The sequence below is a fragment of the Neptunicoccus cionae genome, assembly GCF_014643735.1.
Classification (GTDB): Bacteria; Pseudomonadota; Alphaproteobacteria; order Rhodobacterales; family Rhodobacteraceae; genus Amylibacter; species Amylibacter cionae.
Map to the genome: position 1 here is coordinate 605,000 of NZ_BMKA01000002.1, position 15,963 is coordinate 620,962.

The following is a 15,963-nucleotide window of genomic DNA, read 5'->3' on the forward strand; positions in this document are numbered from 1 at the left end:
GAAAGGATTTAAGACATGAGTTCCCCGCTCCGCACAGCATTTATCGGCACCTTGGGCACAATCGCCATGATCGCAGCTTTTGCAGTCACAGTGCAGGCACAGGACAAGCCTGTCCTGACAGTTTACACCTATGACAGCTTTGTCACCGATTGGGGGCCGGGCCCGCAGGTGGAAAAAGCCTTCGAAGCCACTTGCGGCTGTGACCTTCAACTGGTCAATGCGGGTGATGGCGCTGCCCTGTTGTCCCGTTTACAGCTGGAAGGCGCGCGCAGTGATGCTGATATTGTTCTCGGGCTCGACACCAATATAACCGCCCGCGCCAAGGCAACTGGCCTGTTTGCCAAACTCTCCCCAGCGCCAACCGGTCTTGATGTGCCTGTAGACTGGAGCGACGACACATTCGCCCCCTACGACTGGGGCTATTTCGCCTTTGTCTATGATAACACCAAACTAATCGAAGTCCCCGGCAGCTTTCAGGAGCTGATTGAAGCCGACGAAGATCTGAAAATCGTCATTCAGGACCCGCGGTCGTCTACGCCCGGCTTGGGGCTGTTGATGTGGGTGAAGGCCGCCTACCCGAACAAATCCGCCCATATCTGGGAATCCCTTGCCCCGCGCATCCTGACCGTGACCAAAGGATGGTCCGAAGCCTACGGTATGTTCCTTGAAGGGGAGGCAGACATGGTCCTGAGCTACACCACCTCACCCGCCTATCACATCATCGCAGAGGAAGATCACACCAAATCCGCAGCCTCCTTTTCAGAGGGTCATTACATGCAGATTGAAGTGGCCGGAAAACTGGCTGCAACGGATCAGCCGGAACTGGCTGACCAGTTCCTCAGCTTTATGACAACGGACGCCTTCCAGTCGATCATCCCAACCACCAACTGGATGTACCCCGCCAAATTCCCCGATGCCGGTTTGCCTAAAGGGTTTGAACAACTGATCACACCCGAAGACAGCCTGATCATCAGCGACACAGAGGTGGAAGCGATCAAAGAGGACGCATTGGCCGAATGGTTAACCGCGCTCAGCAAATAATCTCAGCCCGCCAAGGTCATCCGTCCCGACCGTCCCTGTTCAAAACGCTCACAGGCAGCGCCGCCCTTTTGGTGGTGCTGCTGTTGACGCTTGGAACAGTGGTGGCTGTTGGCACCCATGCAACAGTCGGGCGCGGATTTACGCCTGCGGATTGGGCGGCGATCCGCTTTACCGTGACGCAGGCGCTTCTTTCGGCAACGATAAGTGTTGCCATCGCCATTCCAACCGCCCGCGCGCTGGCAAGGCGCCGGTTTCGGGGGCGTCAGGTGATGGTCGCCCTTCTCGGTGCGCCGTTTATCCTGCCTGCCATTGTTGCCGTTCTTGGCATTGTCTCTATCTGGGGACGCTCCGGCCTGATCTCTGACGGTTTGACAGCGTTTGGTCTGTCACCTCTCAACATCTACGGTTTCAGCGGCGTCGTGCTTGCCCATGTGTTCTTTAACCTCCCCCTTGCGACACGGATGATCCTGCAGGGTTGGATGGCCGTCCCTGCCGAACATTTCCGGCTCGCGGCAGAGCTTGGCTTTACCAGCAAAGACGTGAATCGCCAGCTGGAGCGCCCTATGCTGCGCGCCGCCGTACCGGGTGCGTTTTTGCTGGTGTTCCTGCTTTGCCTGACCAGTTTCGCGGTTGCCCTTTCTTTGGGGGGCGGCCCCCGTGCTACCACCATTGAACTGGCGATCTATCAAGCGCTGCGGTTCGACTTCGACCTGTCAAAGGCCGCGCTTCTGTCCATGTTGCAATTCGCCCTGTGTACCGCGACCGCCGGTGCAACGCTGGCGCTGGCAAAGCCCACGGCGTTCTCCATCGGGCTGGACCATCCGCCCGCCCGTTGGGACGGCACCGAACTTTCGACCCGTCTGATGGATACCACGCTGCTGCTAACCGTTGCGCTGTTCCTTTTTGCGCCGCTGGTGTCAGTCATCCTGCGCGGGCTGCCGCCACTTTTCGCCTTGCCGCCACAAATCTGGCCTTCCCTGCTGAACTCCCTGCTGATCGCCATACCCGCCGCGCTGCTGGCCACCGCTTTGGCGCTGGCGCTGGCGGCGTTGATTACCGAACTGGCGCGGCGCACACGCGCGGCGGCGCTGCTGGAAGCCATCGGCTTTCTCGCGCTTGCCGCCTCGCCCTTTGTGATCGGCACCGGCTTGTTCATACTTCTCAACCCAGTGGTAGACCCGTTCAGGCTCGCCCTGCCGATCACCATTGCCGTTAATGCAACCATGTCGCTGCCCTTTGCACTGCGCATCCTTCTACCCGCGCTGCAACGGGCCGAGGATCACTACGGACGCCTTGGCGCATCCCTTGACATGACCGGCCTAACGCTGTTTCGCATCGCCATCTGGCCACGGATCAAGCGGGCCGCAGGCTTTGCTGCTGGCCTGTCGGCGGCGCTGTCTATGGGGGATCTCGGTGTGATCGCGCTGTTTGCACCACCGGATTTTGCCACCCTGCCCCTGACCATGTACCGTTTGATGGCCGCCTACCAGATGGAGGCCGCAGCCGGTGCGGCGCTGCTGCTGGTCGGCACATCGCTCGCCTTGTTCTGGCTGTTTGATCGCGGAGGACGCCTTGACCATAACATTCGATAGATTGGAACTGCTTCAGGGGGAGTTTTCCCTGACTGCGGACTTGCAGATTGAAGAGGGCCACAAGATCGCCCTGCTCGGCCCGTCCGGCGGGGGGAAATCCACGTTGCTTGCTGCAATAGCCGGCTTCAAGCCACCACAGTCGGGCCGCATCCTGTGGCGCGGCGAGGATATAACCAACACCCACCCCGCACAGCGCCCCGTCACCCTGCTGTTTCAGGATCACAACCTGTTCCCCCACCTCAGCGCAGCACAAAACATCGGCCTTGGGCTGCGCCCCGACCTGAAACTGTCACGAACAGAACATGACACAGTGGCACGGGCGCTGGCGCGGGTCGGACTGGAAGGACACGGCCCCAAACGCCCCGCCGAAATGTCCGGTGGCCAGCAACAACGGGTCGCCATCGCCCGCGCGTTGTTACGCGACAAACCGATCCTGATGCTGGACGAACCCTTTGCCGCCCTCGGCCCAGCTTTGAAACAAGAGATGCTTGATCTGGTGGCTGAAATCGTCGATGCCGCCAAGGCAACGTTACTGATGGTCACACACCAGCCGGAAGATGCGATCCACATCAGCGACCAGACTCTGTTGATCGCTAATGGTAAAGCCCACGCCCCCCAAGAAACCACGGCTCTGCTGGCCAACCCGCCCGAGGTGCTGAGAAACTATCTCGGTCAATAGCTCCTCTTGACAGAACTGCTGGGGCAGGCTTTGTCGTTCGCGACTGACACGGTATTCAAGGTCCTTTCGCTATGACACATAAACGGCCCGTTATCGGCATCCTGACCGAAGGGCGCGGTGATCTGAAAGTGGACACATCCCACTATGACGATCATTACACCTGCCCCGCTGACTACGTTGACGCCGTGCGCCGCGCTGGTGGTGTGGCGGTATTGCTTCCCCCCGGAGAACCCCATGTCGCCGACTGGCTGCCTGCGGTAGACGGGATCATCTTTAGCGGCGGCGTGGACGTGCATCCCGATCACTACAACGGCGATACGGATAATCCGAACGTGCAACAAACCTCGGCTGAACGGGATGAAACCGAACGCGCCCTTCTTAAACTCTTGCGCAGCGAAAGCTCCAAACCGACCCTCTTTATCTGTCGTGGAATGCAAATTCTGAACGTGGCGCTTGGCGGCGATCTGCACCAGCACATTCCCGACCTCCACCCCGGCGACATCCACCGCAACGCGCAAGGCGGCTGGACCCGTCAACCGGTGTCGGTGGATGCGGGCTCCAAACTGGCAGCAGTCATGGACAGCACAGAAGTCGATACCTTCTCCGGCCACCACCAAGCCATCAACCGTATCGCACCTGAATTGCGCGCGGTGGCTCATGCGCCGGATGGCATTATCGAGGCGGTAGAAGATCCAAACCACCCGTTTTTCGTGGCGGTGCAATGGCACCCCGAACTTTCTGCGGCGACTGATGCAAGCCAGCAAAACCTGTTCGACGCCCTAATCAGCGCCGCCGCCAAAGCAGCAGGTTAAAACCGCAAACTCTTTTTGGGCCAAATATCCTCAGGGGGTCCGGGGGCGGAATGCCCCCGCTGTTTTTGTAGTCAGTGAGGAACCGAAGACGAAAACAGGTTGATCACCAGAACACCACAAACGATTAGGGAAATTCCGACAAATCCCGCAGTGTCGATCCGGTCCCCGAACAGCAACGCGCTTGCAACCGTCACAATAGCCACACCCGCACCGGACCAAACCGCATAGGCCAGCCCCACCGGAAAGCTGCGCAAAACGATGGCGAGGAAATAGAAAGAGATCCCGTAGCCCACCACGGTCAGCCCGACGAAGTGCATCTTGCTCAGCCCTTCCGAGGCTTTCAGGGACAGCGTCCCAATCACCTCGGCCCCGATCGCAAGCAACAGATAAACCCACGTCATTGCGCATTCCTTTTATTCATTTGTCTTAAAGCTTCACTTACCGCCATTCCCGCGCTCATCGCGACGTTCAAGCTGCGCGCCTGCCCGGTCATCGGCAGCTTCACCCGTGCCTGCGCAAAGCTGTGGACCTCTTCCGGCACGCCCGCACTCTCCCGTCCCATCAGGATGGTATCGCCCTGTTGGAACGAAAACTCCCACAAGGATTGCTCCGCCCGCGTGGTCATCAGCACGATTCGCCCGCTACGCGGCGCCGCTGCAAAATCCTGCCAACTGTTGTGGCGGGTCAGATCGGCAATATCCGCATAATCCATCGCCGAACGTTTCAGCGCTTTAATCGACAGGGGAAAACCGCAAGGTTCGATAATATCCAGCGGCACGCCGAAACAGGCCGACAGGCGGATCATGGCGCCCAGATTCGGGGCGATGTCGGGTTGATAGGCGGCAAGTCTCATGGCTCTGCGATAGGGGAAATCGCAGGCGAAGGAAATAGCGGGATTGGTGCAGCGGGGGTCAGGTGAACTTGCGGAACAGTTTGGTCTGGTCGAACATATCCTCCAGCCGCTCTGTCCGGTCCTTGGTCTGCGCCCAGTTCTGGTCCTGAATCGCAGAAATCAGCGTCTCCACCAGCAACAGCGTTGTCGCTGCTGAATCCCAAGCCGAGGGCACCACAATCCGGCTGCTGAAACAGAAATCCGCCAGATGATGCACCGGAGAGCGCCACTGATCCGTGAACAGAATGATCTTCGCCCCTTTCGCATGAGCCATCTCCGCCAGCTTCAGCGTGTTGTTTTCGTAGCGGCGGTTGTCAAAGATCACAAAGACATCGCCCTCCGACACATCCAGCAGGTAATGGGGCCATGCGTTTGACGTGGATTGAATATGCGTCACCGAAGCGCGGATCACCTGAGCGTGCAGGAACAGATACTCCGCCATTGTATGGGTAATCCGCCCGCCGACGATGTAAAGTGCGCGTTCCGGATCACCGATCAGCGCACAGGCTGCATCAAAGTCATCAGGATCAATCTGGCCGAGCGTGTGGCGGATATTATCAATCACCGCATCCGTGAACCGGTTCAGCACATGGCCCGACGGCGCGCCCTCCGCCCACGTGTCATGCTTGGCAATCGGGTTCTTCGCCTTTGATTTCAGCTCCTCGCGCAGTTCGGTCTGGAACTCAGGATAGCCCTTAAACCCCAGCTTCTGCACCATCCGCGCCACGGTCGGTGCCGAGACATTCGCGTCTTTAGCCAATGTTGCCAGCGGCCCAAGTCCCGACGCGGGATAGTTCTCCAGAATCGAATGAGCCAACTGTCGTTCGGCACGGGTCAAACGGTCCAGCTCTCGCTGGATACGATCTGAAATGGTGGGCTGGTTCTCCGACATAGGACCCCGTTTGACGATTAATATTACAACGTTACGACTTCTGTTCTTTTTGTAACACAATTCTGTTGACATATCACCCGATGCGCAAGAAGTTTAGCGTGAACAGGGAAAATAGTTTGAATGGCTGCCACCAAAGCAGAAGACGTTGTAGAGGTTCACACCCCCGCGGGCGCATCGCCTGTCGTGCTGGTGTGTGAACACGCCTCTTCTTTTATACCGCCACACCTGCATGACCTCGGGCTCGCCGAAGCTGACCGGCTAAGCCATGCGGCTTGGGATCCGGGCGCGCTGGGCGTGGCAAGACACATGTCAGAGCGGCTGAATGCAAAGCTGGTAGCAAGCAAGGTTTCCCGTCTGGTTTATGATTGCAACCGCCCACCCAGCGCACCGGACGCCATGCCCGCCCGCAGCGAGTTGGTTGTCGTGCCGGGCAATGGAGAACTGGATGATGCGGACCGTAGGGCGCGGGCTGACAGTTACTATCACCCTTTCCGCGAATTGCTGGCGGATAGTGTGGCTGCAACGGCGGCAACAGGTGTTACGCCGGTTCTCGTCACGGTTCACAGCTTTACGCCAATCTATCACGGCAATCCCCGCGCAGTAGAAATCGGCATCCTGCATGACAGCGACACACGGCTGGCCGATGGAATGCTGGCGGCGGCAAAGGGCAACCCCTTAGACGTGCAGCGCAATGAACCCTATGGACCGGAACACGGCGTCACCCACACGTTGAAAGAACACGGCATCGCCAACGGCTATGCCAATGTGATGCTGGAAATCCGCAACGACCTGATCGTAACGCAGCAACAGCAGCAGGATATGGGCGATACCATCTGCGACTGGCTCGTGGCTTCGCTCGATAGGTTGGATCAGGAAGGGCAGGCATGATGCGCGGCTTAGCTTTTGGATATATTCGCGCCATTGATGCTGTGAACTACCGCATGGGCCGCATTGTCATGTACGGTATCTTCGTGCTGATGGGTATTTTGCTGTGGTCTTCAATCAGCAAGACGTTCTTCCTGCCATCGCTCTGGACGCTGGAATTGGCCCAGTTCTGCATGGTCGCTTACTACATTCTGGGCGGGCCTTATTCGATCCAGCTGGGATCAAACGTGCGGATGGATTTGCTTTACGGCGAATGGTCCCTGCGGCGCAAAGCATGGACCGATTTGATTACCGTCCTGTTCCTGATTTTCTACCTCGGCGTGATGATCTATGGCGCGGTCAGTTCCACGGCCTATTCCCTTGGCTATTGGGGCAGCGAGCCGTTCTCCTTCCTTGCGGGCCTTGCCACCGGAGCCGAGGAAGTGGGCCGCGCAGAGCGATCCTCTTCGGCGTGGCGCCCCTATCTCTGGCCGATCAAATCCATCATGATCCTCGGCCTAACACTCATGTTACTGCAATGCATCTCCGAGCTGTTGAAAGACGTGCTGCGGCTTAAAGGCGAAACCATCTGATGTCCTATGAATTAATCGCCACTTTGATGTTTTCTTCGATGATGCTGATGCTGTTGACTGGTCAGCGGGTGTTCGGGGCTATCGGCTTTATCGCTGTTGTCGCGGCCCTGTTGCTGTGGGGCGACAAGGGCGGATTTGACATCGGGTTCTCGGCTGCAATGAAGCTGATGAAATGGTATCCGCTGCTGACCCTGCCGATGTTCATTTTCATGGGCTATGTACTGTCGGAGTCCAAGATCGCCGATGATCTTTATAAGATGTTCCACGTCTGGATGGGCGGCCTGCGGGGTGGGCTGGCGATCGGGACCATCGGGTTGATGGTGTTGATTTCCGCCATGAACGGCCTGTCTGTGGCTGGGATGGCCATTGGTTCCACCATTGCCCTGCCCGAGTTGTTAAAGCGGGGGTATGACAAAAGGATGGTCACAGGGGTCATACAAGCGGGGTCGTCCCTTGGCATCCTTGTTCCCCCTTCAGTGGTGCTGGTGCTTTATGCGATGATCGCACGTCAACCTGTCGGCCAGTTGTGGTTGGCCGGAGTGGTGCCGGGTCTGATGATGGCAGGGATGTTCATCGCCTATATCGTGATCCGTTGTCGGATGAATCCGGTACTGGGTCCGGTGCTGGACCCGTCGGAACGGGACATGCCCCGCGCCGAAAAGATGCGTTTGCTGCGTGCAGGTATCCTGCCGATTGTGATTTTTGCTGTGATGATGGTGCCTTTCGTGAACGGCTGGACGTCTTTGGTGGAAAGCTCTGCCATTGGCGCGCTGGCAGCCTTTGTGGCGGCGGTACTGAAAGGCCGCATGACCCGCGAAGTGTTTGAAAACTCCGTACGTAACACTCTTGGCATTACCTGTATGTTCATGTGGATCATTCTCGCCGCCCTCGCCTTTGGCGCGGTGTTCGACGGGCTGGGCGCGGTGAAAGCGATTGAGGGTCTGTTCACCGAACGCCTCAACCTGTCGCCTTGGATGATCCTGATCCTGATGCAGCTGAGCTTTATCCTGATGGGGACGTTCCTTGACGATACGGCCATGCTGGTGATTGTTGCACCCTTGTATGTGCCATTGGTCGGTGCGCTTGGGTTTGATCTTATCTGGTATGGTATCCTTTATACGATCACGACCCAGATTGCCTATATGACACCGCCGTTCGGGTATAATCTGTTCCTGATGCGCGCGATGGCACCGCCGGAAATCAGTTTGCGGGACATCTATGCCTCAATCACGCCCTTTGTGCTGGTCATGGTGCTGGCGCTGGTGCTGGTCATGGTGTTCCCTGGCATCGCCACATGGCTGCCCGACTATATTTACAACAAACCCTAGAAGCCGCACCAACCGGCCCAACCCAAAACAAGGAGAGAGACTATGACAACCAGACGTAAGTTTATTCAAGGCGCTGCCGTGGCTCCGGCTGCTGCTCTTGCAACGCCGGCACTGGCGCAAAGCACCATCAAATGGCGGATGCAGACCTATGCGGGTGCGGCGCTGGCGGAACACGTGATCGTTCCCGCCGTTGAAATGTTCAACAAGATCGCAGGCGACCGCATGCAGATCGAACTGTTTTTTGCCGACCAACTGGTCCCAACCGGAGAGCTGTTTCAGGCAATGCAGCGCGGCACAATCGACGCCGTACAATCCGATGACGACTCTATGGCCTCGCCAACCGATGTAACCGTTTTCGGCGGCTACTTCCCGTTTGCCAGCCGCTATTCGCTCGACGTGCCGGTGCTGTTCAACCAATACGGCCTTAACGAAATCTGGGATGAAGAGTATTCCAAAGTCGGCGTGAAACACATCTCTGCCGGTGCATGGGATCCGTGCCACTTTGCCACCAAAGACCCGATCCGCAGCCTTGAAGATCTCAAAGGCAAGCGCATCTTTACCTTCCCGACAGCGGGCCGCTTTATGTCCCAGTTTGGCGTGGTTCCAGTGAACCTGCCATGGGAAGACATCGAGGTTGCCGTGCAAACAGGCGAACTCGACGGGATCGCTTGGTCCGGCATCACCGAGGATTACACCGTAGGCTGGGCCGATGTGACCAACTACTTCCTGACCAACAACATCTCCGGCGCATGGGCTGGCTCCTTCTTTGCCAATATGGAGCGTTGGAACGAGCTGCCAGAAGACCTGCAAGCGCTGTTCCGTGTGTGCTGTGACCAATCCCACTACTATCGTCAGTGGTGGTACTGGGGCGGTGAAGCCGACCTGCGCGTCAACGGTCCAAAGATGGAACTGACATCCATTCCAGACGACGAATGGGCCACAGTGGAAGCCGCAGCGCAGGATTTCTGGGAAGAAATCGCAGCCGAATCCGAAACCAAACGGCGCGTGGTGGACATCATCAAGAAGTACAACGCCGACATGGTCAAAGCCGGTCGTCCGTACCGCTACACCTGAAGCTGAACTTTAAACTGACATTCCAAGGGCGGCGTTCTGCCGCCCTTGGTCCGATTAGAAAGTGGAACCACCATGCCTGCCAATCTTAGTTTTGATGATCTGAAGTCCCGCGTGTCCGAGGGATCAATCGACACCGTTCTTGTCTGTTTTGTGGATATGCAAGGCCGCCTGATGGGCAAGCGCTTCCACGGGGTGAACTTTGTAGAAAACTCCTACAAGGAAACCCACTGCTGTAATTACCTGCTGGCCACCGATCTTGAGATGGCGACCCCTGACGGCTATGCCTCCACCAGTTGGGAAACCGGCTATGGCGATTATGTCATGAAGCCCGATCTGGACACCATCCGCCCTGTGCCGTGGCTGGAAGGCACCGCAATGGTGCTGTGCGATATTCTGGATCACCACACCCACGAACCGATCCCCCATTCCCCCCGCGCCATGCTGAAAAAGCAGATCGCCCGCCTGAAAGAGCTGGGCTTTGACGCGATGATGGCTACCGAGCTGGAGTTCTTCCTGTTCGAGAAGTCCCTTGATGAACTGCGCAAGGACGGCTTCCGCGATCTGCAACCGATCAGCGGCTACAACGAAGATTACCACATCTTCCAGACCACCAAGGAAGAGGGCATCATGCGCCCGATCCGCAACCACCTTTACGCGGCTGGTCTGCCAATTGAAAATTCTAAAGGCGAAGCGGAATCCGGTCAGGAAGAGCTGAACATCCGCTATTCCGCCGCGCTTGATTGCGCCGATTACCATTCCATCGCCAAACACGCGATTAAAGAAATCGCATGGCAGAACGGCCACGCGGCGTCTTTCCTTCCGAAATGGCACAAGGATCGGGTGGGATCGTCGTCCCATGTCCACCAATCCCTGTGGAAAGACGGCGAAGCAGCGTTTTTTGACAAGGACCGCGATCTGGGCATGTCCGAAATGATGGGCCACTATATGGCCGGTCTGATCGCCTATGCGCCGGATTACACCTATTTCCTTGCGCCTTATGTGAACAGCTACAAACGCTTTTCCAAAGGCACTTTCGCACCGACCAAAACCGTCTGGTCTGTCGACAACCGCACCGCAGGTTTCCGCCTGTGCGGCGATGGCACCAAAGGCATCCGCGTGGAATGTCGTATCGGCGGGTCTGATCTGAACCCCTACCTCGCCCAAGCCGCGATGCTGGCCGCTGGGATCAAGGGGATCGAGGAAAAGATGGAACTCGCTGCGCCGACACGCGGCGATGTGTACGAAGACGCAAAAGCAGGGGACATCCCGCAAACCCTGCGCGATGCAACCGAACTGCTGCGCAACTCAAAATTCCTGCGCGAGGTGATGGGCGACGATGTGATCGACCATTACACCCGCGCTGCCGAATGGGAACAAGAAGAATTCGACCGTGTTGTAACCGATTGGGAAATCGCACGGGGCTTTGAAAGGGCTTAATCCATGACGATCAAATGTATCTCCCCCATTGACGGGTCGGTCTATGCCGAACGTCCAACCCTGACCCGCGCCGAGGCGGATGCTGCAGTGAAGCGGGCCAAGGCTGCACAAGCTGACTGGGCTGCCAAACCGCTTGCCGACCGGATCGCACTGGTTGAAGCAGGTGTTGCCGCTGTTGGTGCGATGAACGACGAAATCGTTCCCGAAATCGCGTGGCAAATGGGCCGTCCTGTACGCTACGGCGGCGAATTCGGTGGTTTCAACGAACGTGCCAGCTATATGGCTAGCATCGCGACTGAGGCGCTCGCTCCGATCGAAGTGGAAGACTCCGACGCTTTCCGTCGCGTGATCAAACGGGTACCACACGGGCTGGTTCTGATCGTTGCGCCGTGGAACTATCCCTATATGACTGCGATCAACACTGTTGCCCCTGCCCTGATTGCTGGCAATGCAGTGATGCTGAAACACGCCTCGCAAACCCCGCTGGTGGGCGAGCGTATGGCGAAAGCTTTCCATTCGGTTGGCATCCCCGAAGATGTGTTCCAGAATGTGTTTCTGGATCACGGCACGACTTCTGACCTGATTTCAGACCGCGCATTTGGCTTTGTGAACTTCACAGGCTCTGTCGGGGGCGGCAAGGCGATGGAACAGGCGGCGGCTGGCACGTTCACCGGCATCGGGCTGGAACTGGGTGGCAAAGACCCGGGCTATGTGATGGAAGACGCCAATCTGGATGCCGCCGTGGATACGCTTATTGACGGCGCGATGTTCAATTCGGGCCAGTGCTGCTGCGGAATTGAACGGATTTATGTGCATGAATCCCTGTTCGATGCCTTTGTGGAAAAAGCCGTGGCGATTGTTAAGGGCTACAAGCTGGGCAATCCGCTGGACGAAGCAACCACAATCGGTCCGATGGCCCATGTCCGTTTCGCGGATGAGGTCCGCGCACAGACCGCCGAAGCCGTTGCTGCTGGTGCCAAGGCGCATATCGACCCTGCGGATTTCCCCGAGGACGGCGGCGCCTATCTGATGCCCCAAATCCTGACCGATGTGACCCACGACATGCGCGTGATGCGTGAAGAAAGCTTTGGTCCGGTTGTCGGCATCATGTCCGTTAAGGACGATGAAGAGGCGATTGCCCTGATGAATGACAGCGATTTCGGCCTGACTGCATCCTTGTGGACACAGGACGCCGACCGCGCCGAGGCGATTGCCGACCGGATCGAAACAGGCACCGTGTTTATGAACCGCGCCGACTACCTTGATCCCGGCTTGTGCTGGACCGGCTGCAAGGATACAGGGCGCGGCGGTGGCCTGTCCGTGATCGGCTATCACAACCTCACCCGACCCAAATCCTACCACATGAAGAAGGCTTGATCCGATGTCTTTGACTGCAAACTGGTCCTATCCGACCGCAATCCGTTTCGGCGCTGGCCGAATCTCCGAACTCGCCGATGCTTGTGCCGCTGCGGGCATCAAAAAACCGCTACTGGTGACAGACAAAGGCCTGTCCTACCTGCCGATCACCCAGTCTACGCTGGATCTGATGGACGCCGCAGGTCTTGGCCGCGCGATGTTCTCGGATGTGGACCCGAATCCGACTGAAGTGAACGCCGAAGCCGGTATCAAAATGTTCCGCGAAGGTGGACATGACGGTGTGATCGCTTTTGGCGGCGGCTCCGGCCTTGATCTGGGCAAACTCGTTGCTTTCATGTCCGGCCAGTCCCGCCCGATCTGGGATTTTGAAGATATTGGGGATTGGTGGACCCGCGCCGATCCGAATGGAATCGCCCCGATTGTGGCGGTTCCGACCACCGCAGGCACCGGTTCCGAAGTGGGCCGTGCGTCTGTGATCACTAACAGCGAAACCCACGAGAAGAAAATCATCTTCCATCCAAAGTTCCTGCCCGAAGTTGTGATCTGCGATCCCGAACTGACCGTTGGCATGCCACCGATGATCACCGCAGGCACTGGCATGGACGCTTTTGCCCACTGCCTAGAGGCATTCTGTTCCCCCCATTACCACCCCATGTCACAAGGCATGGCGCTGGAAGGGATGCGGCTGGTCAAAGAATACCTGCCCCGCGCCTTTAATGACGGCACCGATATTGAGGCCCGCGCCCATATGATGTCTGCCGCTGCGATGGGGGCCACTGCCTTTCAAAAGGGTCTTGGCGCGATCCATGCCATGTCCCATCCGATTGGCGCGGTGCACCACACCCACCACGGCACCACCAATGCTGTTGTGATGCAGGCTGTTCTGAAGCTGAACCGCCCCGAAGTAGAAGAGCGTCTGACCCAAGCGGCCGCGTATCTGGGCATTAAAGGCGGTTTTGACGGATTTTACGATTTCGTCGGCGCGCTGAATGCTTCGCTCGGGATTCCGGCAAACCTGACAGAACTGGGCGTGACAGATCCCGACGTCGACGCCTTGGTCGCATCTGCCCTGACCGACCCGAGCTGTGGCGGCAATCCGGTTGAGCTGACCAAAGAAAACGTTACGGCGCTTTTTAACGCCTGCCTGTAACACCCTGACCTGTTGCTCTGGCGCGCCACATTGATGCGCCAGAGCAACGCACTTGCAAAATCCTTTCCCCATCCCCAGATCGACTCGCGCAGAAATTGCGCGTTCAGACGCATTTTCCACCAAACCGGCGCAAAATCGCGGCCAACGGCCATTGTGCGCCGGAAAAATCCCTGAAAAAATGTTGCCACATCCGACACAGCGCCCAAGAGTCGCGCTCTGCGGCCTAAAGTCCGCTAGACGAGCGCTAAAGCTATGTGTAATACCCGCCGTGACTGTCTGGAATCCCTTTTGGACAGACCCAGTTAACAAGCCCGCCGGACAGTCGGGCCTGGCAAGGAGAAAAGCACGTGTCTCATGCTGATGAACCCGCAGGCACTCGCCGCGATTTTCTGTATGTTGCAACGGCAACAACAGGCGCGGTCACCGTTGGTGCCGCGGTTTGGCCGTTGATCAATCAAATGAACCCCAGCGCGGATGTACAAGCACTCGCGTCGATCGAGGTTGATGTAGCCGATATTGAACCCGGCACACAACTTACGGTCAAATGGCGCGGTAAACCGGTGTTTATCCGCCGTCGTACACCGGAAGAAATCGAAGCGGCCCGTTCCGTGGATCTGTCGGAGCTTCCTGACAATCAGGACCGGAACGCCAACAACCCAGGTCTGGATGCTGCGGATGAAAACCGCACACTGGACGAAGCCGGCGAATGGCTGGTGATGATGGGCGTCTGTACCCACCTTGGCTGTGTGCCACTGGGCGATGCAGGTGACTTTGGCGGCTGGTTCTGCCCTTGCCACGGGTCCCACTACGACACCGCCGGTCGTATCCGCAAAGGTCCGGCACCGGAAAACCTGCCTGTTCCAACTGCCGTTCTTGACGGCACTACGCTGAAGCTCGGTTAAGGAGAAAAGATCATGGCTGGAATTCCACACGATCACTACGAGCCGAAAACCGGCATCGAAAAATGGGTTCACAAGCGGCTGCCTGTAGTTGGCCTGCTGTATGATACTCTGATGATCCCAACCCCAAAGAACCTCAACTGGATGTGGATCTGGGGCATTATCCTGACATTCTGTCTGGCACTGCAAATCGTGACCGGCATCGTGCTGGTGATGCACTACACCCCGCACGTTGACATGGCGTTTGACTCTGTTGAACACATCATGCGCAATGTGAACGGCGGCTGGGCGCTGCGTTATATGCACGCCAACGGCGCGTCCCTGTTCTTTATCGCGGTCTACGCCCACATATTCCGTGGTCTCTACTATGGTTCTTACAAGGCCCCACGTGAGATCACCTGGATCATCGGTATGCTGATTTACCTGCTGATGATGGCAACCGGTTTCCTTGGCTACGTTCTGCCTTGGGGTCAAATGTCCTTCTGGGGTGCTACTGTGATCACCGGCCTGTTCGGCGCGATCCCTGGCGTTGGTGAGATCCTGCAAACTTGGCTGCTGGGCGGGCCTTCGGTGGATAACGCCACGCTGAACCGCTTCTTCTCGCTGCACTACCTGCTGCCGTTCGTGATTGCCGGTCTGGTTATCGTCCATATCTGGGCGTTCCACACCACAGGCAACAACAACCCCACAGGTGTTGAAGTTCGTCGCACATCCAAAGCGGATGCCGAGAAAGACACAGTTCCGTTCTGGCCTTACTTTGTGATCAAAGATCTGTTCGCACTGGTTGTAATCCTTGCGATCTTCATGGCTGTTGTCGGCTTCATGCCAAACTACCTTGGCCACCCTGACAACTACATCGAGGCAAACCCGCTGGTCACTCCGGCCCACATCGTTCCGGAATGGTACTACCTGCCGTTCTACGCTATCCTGCGGGCGATCACCTTTGACGTGCTGTTCCTTGATGCGAAGTTCCTTGGCGTGCTGGCCATGTTCGGCTCCATCGCTGTGATGGCGCTGGCCCCTTGGACCGATACATCTTCGGTCCGCTCCGGCCGCTACCGTCCATCCTTCAAGTGGTGGTTCTGGGTTCTGGGTCTGGATTTCATGGTTCTGATGTGGTGTGGCTCCCAGCCTGCCGAAGGCCTGATCCCAGTCATCTCCCTGATCGGTGCAATCTACTGGTTCGCATATTTCCTCGTCATCCTGCCACTGCTGGGTGTTCTGGAAAAACCGCTGCCACAACCTGAAACCATCGAAGCTGATTTCGATGCCCATTATCCGCCAAAAGACGCCAAAGCGTCTGCGGCCGAATAAGAGAGCTAAGGAGAGACAA

At 57.5% G+C, this 15,963-nt stretch carries 16 protein-coding genes; 13 read left to right on the forward strand and 3 right to left on the reverse strand.

Features of this window, described 5'->3' with window-relative positions; all coding sequences use genetic code 11:
• The first annotated feature begins 15 nt into the window (after window positions 1-15).
• From thiB to IEX10_RS08230, 4 genes are all read left to right on the forward strand, one after another.
• The gene (gene thiB, locus IEX10_RS08215) at window positions 16-1,041 is read left to right on the forward strand and encodes a thiamine ABC transporter substrate binding subunit (protein ID WP_373287449.1); all 1,026 of its coding nucleotides are present in this window, start codon (window positions 16-18) and stop codon (window positions 1,039-1,041) included.
• Entirely contained in the window at window positions 1,017-2,633 is a 1,617-nt protein-coding gene (locus IEX10_RS08220; protein WP_229678475.1) for an ABC transporter permease family protein, read from the forward strand. Before thiB ends, IEX10_RS08220 begins: the two co-directional genes overlap by 25 nt.
• Window positions 2,614-3,312, forward strand: coding sequence for a thiamine ABC transporter ATP-binding protein (locus tag IEX10_RS08225; protein ID WP_188673209.1), 699 nt, complete (start codon window positions 2,614-2,616; stop codon window positions 3,310-3,312). Before IEX10_RS08220 ends, IEX10_RS08225 begins: the two co-directional genes overlap by 20 nt.
• Window positions 3,313-3,383: 71 nt before the next feature.
• Window positions 3,384-4,124 carry a gamma-glutamyl-gamma-aminobutyrate hydrolase family protein gene (locus IEX10_RS08230; protein ID WP_188673212.1) on the forward strand — a complete coding sequence of 247 codons (741 nt, stop codon included), beginning with the start codon at window positions 3,384-3,386 and terminating at the stop codon, window positions 4,122-4,124.
• A gap of 71 nt (window positions 4,125-4,195) precedes the next feature.
• Here IEX10_RS08230 and IEX10_RS08235 read toward each other — a convergent pair whose 3' ends face one another.
• Genes IEX10_RS08235 through IEX10_RS08245 form a run of 3 tightly spaced genes read right to left on the reverse strand, consistent with a single transcriptional unit; the run spans window position 4,196 to window position 5,908 of the window.
• On the reverse strand, window positions 4,196-4,525 hold the full coding sequence (locus IEX10_RS08235) for a DMT family transporter (RefSeq protein WP_188673215.1): 330 nt from the start codon (window positions 4,523-4,525) through the stop codon (window positions 4,196-4,198).
• Window positions 4,522-4,977 carry a tRNA (cytidine(34)-2'-O)-methyltransferase gene (locus IEX10_RS08240; RefSeq protein WP_188673218.1) on the reverse strand — a complete coding sequence of 152 codons (456 nt, stop codon included), beginning with the start codon at window positions 4,975-4,977 and terminating at the stop codon, window positions 4,522-4,524. Before IEX10_RS08240 ends, IEX10_RS08235 begins: the two co-directional genes overlap by 4 nt.
• 58 nt (window positions 4,978-5,035) lie before the next feature.
• Complete coding sequence (locus IEX10_RS08245) at window positions 5,036-5,908, reverse strand: MurR/RpiR family transcriptional regulator (RefSeq protein ID WP_188673219.1); 873 nt, start codon at window positions 5,906-5,908, stop codon at window positions 5,036-5,038.
• 120 nt (window positions 5,909-6,028) lie between these two features.
• Between IEX10_RS08245 and IEX10_RS08250 the strand changes: the two genes are divergently transcribed.
• From IEX10_RS08250 to IEX10_RS08290, 9 genes are all read left to right on the forward strand, one after another.
• The gene (locus IEX10_RS08250; protein ID WP_188673221.1) at window positions 6,029-6,796 is read left to right on the forward strand and encodes an N-formylglutamate amidohydrolase; all 768 of its coding nucleotides are present in this window, start codon (window positions 6,029-6,031) and stop codon (window positions 6,794-6,796) included.
• Complete coding sequence (locus IEX10_RS08255; RefSeq protein ID WP_188674666.1) at window positions 6,796-7,365, forward strand: TRAP transporter small permease subunit; 570 nt, start codon at window positions 6,796-6,798, stop codon at window positions 7,363-7,365. Before IEX10_RS08250 ends, IEX10_RS08255 begins: the two co-directional genes overlap by 1 nt.
• On the forward strand, window positions 7,365-8,693 hold the full coding sequence (locus IEX10_RS08260; RefSeq protein ID WP_188673223.1) for a TRAP transporter large permease: 1,329 nt from the start codon (window positions 7,365-7,367) through the stop codon (window positions 8,691-8,693). The genes IEX10_RS08255 and IEX10_RS08260 overlap by 1 nt, the downstream gene beginning before the upstream one ends.
• Window positions 8,694-8,735: 42 nt before the next feature.
• On the forward strand, window positions 8,736-9,767 hold the full coding sequence (locus IEX10_RS08265) for a TRAP transporter substrate-binding protein (protein WP_188673224.1): 1,032 nt from the start codon (window positions 8,736-8,738) through the stop codon (window positions 9,765-9,767).
• Window positions 9,768-9,839: 72 nt separating this feature from the next.
• Window positions 9,840-11,204: a glutamine synthetase family protein gene (locus tag IEX10_RS08270; protein ID WP_188673226.1), complete on the forward strand. Its 1,365-nt coding sequence runs from the start codon at window positions 9,840-9,842 to the stop codon at window positions 11,202-11,204.
• Window positions 11,205-11,207: 3 nt separating this feature from the next.
• On the forward strand, window positions 11,208-12,581 hold the full coding sequence (locus IEX10_RS08275) for an aldehyde dehydrogenase family protein (RefSeq protein WP_188673229.1): 1,374 nt from the start codon (window positions 11,208-11,210) through the stop codon (window positions 12,579-12,581).
• Between the two features lie 4 nt (window positions 12,582-12,585).
• Window positions 12,586-13,731, forward strand: coding sequence for an iron-containing alcohol dehydrogenase (locus IEX10_RS08280; protein WP_188673232.1), 1,146 nt, complete (start codon window positions 12,586-12,588; stop codon window positions 13,729-13,731).
• Between the two features lie 347 nt (window positions 13,732-14,078).
• Window positions 14,079-14,633, forward strand: coding sequence for a ubiquinol-cytochrome c reductase iron-sulfur subunit (petA, locus tag IEX10_RS08285; protein WP_188673235.1), 555 nt, complete (start codon window positions 14,079-14,081; stop codon window positions 14,631-14,633).
• Window positions 14,634-14,645: 12 nt separating this feature from the next.
• On the forward strand, window positions 14,646-15,944 hold the full coding sequence (locus tag IEX10_RS08290) for a cytochrome b (RefSeq protein WP_188673238.1): 1,299 nt from the start codon (window positions 14,646-14,648) through the stop codon (window positions 15,942-15,944).
• Window positions 15,945-15,963 lie beyond the last annotated feature (19 nt).